Annotated in this window: 2 protein-coding genes, 1 pseudogene and 1 riboswitch; of the genes and pseudogenes, 2 read left to right on the plus strand and 1 reads right to left on the minus strand. The window is 60.8% G+C overall.

What is annotated here, in order from left to right; genetic code table 11:
* Positions 1-68, plus strand: a riboswitch (TPP riboswitch). This riboswitch is flagged as partial in the annotation.
* A gap of 39 nt (positions 69-107) precedes the next feature.
* On the plus strand, positions 108-1,964 hold the full coding sequence (gene thiC / locus PHE40_RS10460; protein WP_299961512.1) for a phosphomethylpyrimidine synthase ThiC: 1,857 nt from the start codon (positions 108-110) through the stop codon (positions 1,962-1,964).
* Positions 1,965-1,972: 8 nt separating this feature from the next.
* Here thiC and PHE40_RS10465 read toward each other — a convergent pair whose 3' ends face one another.
* Positions 1,973-2,887, minus strand: a complete 915-nt coding sequence (locus PHE40_RS10465) for a LysR family transcriptional regulator (RefSeq protein ID WP_299961514.1) — start codon at positions 2,885-2,887, stop codon at positions 1,973-1,975.
* A gap of 118 nt (positions 2,888-3,005) precedes the next feature.
* Here PHE40_RS10465 and metE point away from each other — a divergent pair.
* Positions 3,006-5,276: pseudogene (gene metE, locus PHE40_RS10470) on the plus strand (5-methyltetrahydropteroyltriglutamate--homocysteine S-methyltransferase).
* Positions 5,277-5,313 lie beyond the last annotated feature (37 nt).

The raw sequence follows: 5,313 nt of genomic DNA on the forward strand, positions 1-5,313 counted from the left end.
CCCGCCGCGATAAACCCTTTGAACCTGATCCGGGTCATACCGGCGGAGGGACGGGGATTTGCAGAATGTCTTTGCACCCGCTCTCTGTTTTTTGGAGGGCGTACAGCGTGACCATTCAACAGAAGCTAAATGAAGTGACCATTGGGCCGATTATCGGTTCGCGAAAAATCTATTCCGCGCCGCAAGGGCGGCCCGACATTCTGGTGCCATTCCGTGAGATCGCGCTGCACCCGACGGCTGTAGAGCCGCCGATGCGGCTCTACGACACTTCCGGCCTTTATACGGAAGACATGGCCGGCATCGACCTCAATACCGGCCTGCCCAAACCCCGCGCCGGATGGATTGCCGCACGCAGCTATACGGCCGCCGCCGGGCGGGCGGTTAAACCCGAGGACAATGGGTTTACGCCGGTTGACCGGCTGGTGCCGCTCTGCCCGGCGCCGCACCAGATTCATGTGGCGCGCGATAGCCAGATGGTCACGCAATACGAATTCGCCCGCGCCGGGATCGTCACCGAGGAGATGATCTACGTGGCCCACCGGGAAAATCTGGGGCGCTATGCCGCGCATGAGCAGGCGGCGGCCCTGCGGGCTGACGGCGAGAATTTCGGCGCGGCGATCCTTGAGTTTATCACGCCCGAATTTGTCCGCGCGGAAATCGCTGCAGGGCGCGCCATCATTCCGGCCAACATCAACCACCCGGAGCTGGAGCCGGTCATCATCGGGCGCAATTTTCTGGTCAAGATCAACGCCAATATCGGCAACTCCGCGGTGACATCCAGCGCCGCCGAGGAGGTGGAGAAACTGGTCTGGGCGATCCGCTGGGGCGCGGACACGGTGATGGACCTCTCCACCGGGCGCAACATCCATAATATCCGTAGCTGGATCCTGCGTAATTCACCCGTGCCGATCGGCACCGTGCCTATCTATCAGGCGCTGGAGAAAGTGGGCGGCGATGCCAGTAAGCTTGACTGGGAAGTGTTCAAGGACACGCTGATCGAACAGGCCGAGCAGGGCGTGGATTATTTCACCATCCATGCCGGCGTGCGGTTGGGCTACATACCGCTCACCGCCAAACGCGTCACAGGCATTGTCTCACGCGGCGGTTCGATCATGGCGCATTGGTGCCTCTCGCATCACCGCGAGAGTTTTCTCTATGAGCATTTTGGCGACATCTGTGACCTCATGCGCAAATACGACGTGTCCTTCTCGCTGGGCGATGGCTTGCGCCCTGGTTCGAACGCTGATGCCAACGACGCCGCGCAATTCGCCGAACTGGAAACCTTGGGCGAGCTGACAAAAACCGCCTGGGCCGAAGGCTGCCAGGTGATGATCGAAGGCCCCGGCCATGTGCCGATGCACAAGATCAAAGCCAACATGGATAAGCAGTTGGCCACTTGCCACGAAGCGCCATTCTACACGCTCGGGCCGCTGACCACTGACATCGCACCAGGCTATGACCATATCACCTCGGCCATCGGTGCCGCGATGATCGGCTGGTTCGGCACCGCCATGCTCTGTTACGTCACGCCCAAGGAGCATCTCGGCCTGCCGAACCGCGAGGACGTAAAAACCGGTGTGATCACCTACAAACTCGCGGCCCATGCAGCGGACCTGGCGAAGGGACATCCCTCAGCGCGGCTGCGTGATGATGCGATTTCCCGCGCGCGGTTTGAGTTCCGCTGGGAGGATCAGTTCAACCTCAGCCTGGACCCGGACACGGCGCGCAGCTTCCACGATGAAACGCTGCCCAAGGAGGCGCATAAAACGGCGCATTTCTGCTCCATGTGCGGTCCAAAATTTTGTTCCATGAAAATCAGCCAGGACATCCGCGAGGAAGCTGACCGCCTTGCGGGGTTAGAAAAGCAGAACGAGGCTTTCGCACTGACGGGTGGCCAGCTTTATGTTCCGCTCCAGGAGCACGCCGCCGATACGCCGGAAGTAACAGCGCCCTCCCCGGGGTAGCGTTTATCTCAGGTCGGCCGCGGGGTCGCTTCTACGCGGCGGGTGGACGCCAACTCAATGAAGGCGCGCATATAGTCGATGTCCGCATCTGCCTCGCGCAGCCCTAAGAAAATCTGCTTGGCAACGCCATCGCGCCCCAGGCGGACGGGGCTGACGTTGAACTTCGCGGCATTTTCCTCCACCAGCCAGCGCGGCAGGGCGGCCACGCCGCGGCCATGCGCCACCATCAGCAGCATGATGTCGGTGGTCTCAATCGGTTTATGCTGCCGGGGGCTGATCCCGGCGGGGGTAAGAAACTGGGTGTAGATGTCCAGCCGGTCGGCCGGGACCGGATAGGTAATCAGCGTTTCTTCGGCTAGCTCGTGCGGCAACACAAAATCGGCGCCGCACAGCGGATGCTCTGGCCCGACCACCAGAACCTGCTCGTAGTCAAACACCGGTGTGAAGCGCAAGCCCGGCTTATGGAGCGGATCAGGCGTGACCAGCATGTCGATCTCGTAGCCAAACAACGCGCCGATGCCGCCGAACTGAAATTTCTGCCGCACATCCACCTCCACCTTCGGCCAGTTATCCAGATACGGCGCCACGATTTTGAGCAGCCATTGATAACAGGGGTGACACTCCATGCCGATGCGCAGCGTACCCCGCTCCCCTTTGGCGAATTGCCGCAGACGCTCCTCGGCATGGGCAAATTGCGGCAGCAGACGGTTGGCAGCCGCCAGCAGAAACGCGCCGGGTTGGGTCGGCTGCAGACTGCGCCCTTCACGCCGCCAGATTTTTACCCCGATCTGATCTTCCAACTTGGCGATGGCGTGAGAGAGCGCCGACTGCGTCAGGTTCAACTGCGCCGCCGCCGCAGTCAGCGAGCCCTGGCGCTCAACCTCGCGGATAATGGCCAGATGGATACGTTCAAGGATCGCCATTCAGTCGGCTCCGTGCGTGAATAAAATTCATCGAATTATGAATTTATACCATTTTTATTCATGAACTCAAGCGGGTAGGACTCCGGCTCCTTTCCTCCTCAAGTTCAGGTGTACGCCCATGGTCACGACCCATAATCTCGGTTTCCCGCGCATCGGCGCCAAGCGCGAGCTGAAATTCGCGCTTGAATCCTACTGGAAAGGGCATGCGTCATGCGAAGATTTGCAGCGCACCGGCGCTGGGCTACGCGCAAAACATTGGCACGACCAGGCGGCGCTTGATCTGGTGCCAGTGGGCGACTACTCCCTCTACGATCAAGTTCTGGACATGAGCTTCACTCTCGGCAACCTGCCCGCGCGCGTGCGCGGCTTCCATGGTGACGCGCTGGACAATTACTTCCGCGTCGCGCGTGGCCGCTCGGCGGCGGGGGCCGAGGATCACGGCGCTTGCTGCGGTGGCGTGGCGGCCAGCGAGATGACCAAGTGGTTTGACACAAACTACCACTACATCGTGCCCGAATTCGAAGCCGGTACGCAATTCAAGCTCGATGCCTCGCGCCTACTGGCGCAGCTGGCCGAAGCTAAGGCCCAGGGTGTTAAGGTCAAGCCGGTGATCATCGGGCCGATGACGTATCTGGCGCTCGGTAAGGCCAAGGACGGCTCGGACAAGCTGGCGCTCCTCCCCCGCCTGCTGCCGGTTTACACCGAGCTGCTGGCCGCCTTCGGCGCGGCGGGTGCCGAATGGGTACAGCTTGATGAACCCATCCTGGTGACCGAGTTGGACGCCGCTTGGCACGAAGCTTTCAGCGCTGCCTATCAGAGTTTTGGTTCGAGCCCGGTGAAACTGCTGCTTGCCACCTATTTTGGCCAGTTGCAGGATAATCTGCCGTTGGTGGCGGCACTCCCCGTACAGGGTGTACATATCGATGCAATCAATGCCCGCCATGAAGTGGAGGCGCTGATCCAGACCAGCCCGGCGGAGCGCATTATCTCGCTGGGCGTGGTCAATGGCCGCAACATCTGGAAGGCCGATCTGGAGGCGACGCTGGATTGGTTGGAACCAATCGCTAAAACGCTGGGTGCGCGGTTGTGGCTTGCCCCGTCCTGCTCGCTGCTGCATGTGCCGGTTGACCTGGACAGCGAGCACAGACTCGACGCTGAAATCAGCTCCTGGCTAGCGTTTGCTGTGCAGAAACTTGGAGAGGTGACCGTGCTAGCGACCGCGCTCGGCCAAGGCCGTGACGCGGTTGCACCAGAGCTTGCCGCCAACCGCGCCGCCATCGCCTCGCGCCTTGCTTCGGCGCGGGTGAACAACCCGGCGGTGAAAGAAACCGTGGCGGCCATCACCCCGGAGCTTGGGCGCCGCCAGAGCCCGTTCGCGGTGCGCGTGGCCAAACAGGCCGCGCTGCTGAAGCTGCCGCTCTACCCCACCACCACCATCGGCTCCTTTCCGCAGACCAAAGAAATCCGTCTAGCGCGCAGCGCGTTCAAGGCCGGCACCATCACTGAGGCCGCCTACACCCAGGCCATGCGTGCTGAAATCGAGCACAGCGTGCGCGAACAGGAGGCGCTGGGGCTGGACGTGCTGGTACATGGCGAGGCTGAGCGTAACGACATGGTGGAGTATTTCGGCGAGCAACTCGAAGGCTATGCCTTCAGCCAGGCGGGCTGAGTGCAGTCCTATGGCTCGCGTTGCGTGAAACCGCCGATCCTGTTTGGCGACATCAGCCGTCCGAAGGCTATGACGGTGGCGTGGATCAAATACGCCGCTTCCCTCACGGATAAGCCGATGAAGGGTATGCTCACCGGCCCTGTGACCATCCTCAATTGGTCCTTCGTGCGTGACGACCAGCCTCGTTCCGTCTCCTGCTATCAGTTAGCACTGGCCATCCGCGAGGAGGTGCTGGACCTAGAGAAAGCCGGCGTGCGCATCATCCAGATCGATGAAGCCGCGCTGCGTGAAGGGCTGCCGCTGCGCAAATCCCAGTGGAAGGCCTATCTGGACTGGGCAGTGGGCTCGTTCCGCATCACCGCCAACGGCGTGCAGGACGAAACCCAGATCCACACCCATATGTGCTATTCCGAGTTTAATGACATCATCGCCGCCATCGCCCTGATGGACGCGGATGTGATCACCATCGAGACCTCACGGTCGGATATGGAACTGCTCGACGTATTTGACGACTTCAACTATCCGAACCAGATCGGCCCGGGCGTGTATGATATCCACTCGCCGAATATCCCGGATAAGGCGCATATCGTGACGCTGATGCAGAAGGCCGCGGAGCGTATCCCGGCCGAGCGCCTATCACTACAGTTGCATTTTATTGCGAGTTCTGAATCAATGGGCAACCATGATTCAGGCTCTGATAAGTGGCGGCGCATCTGTTGAAGACACATTGGAACTTTGGGCGTCATCGCTCCGGGAT

It is taken from the genome of Acidocella sp. (assembly GCF_028687955.1).
Classification (GTDB): domain Bacteria; phylum Pseudomonadota; class Alphaproteobacteria; order Acetobacterales; family Acetobacteraceae; genus Acidocella.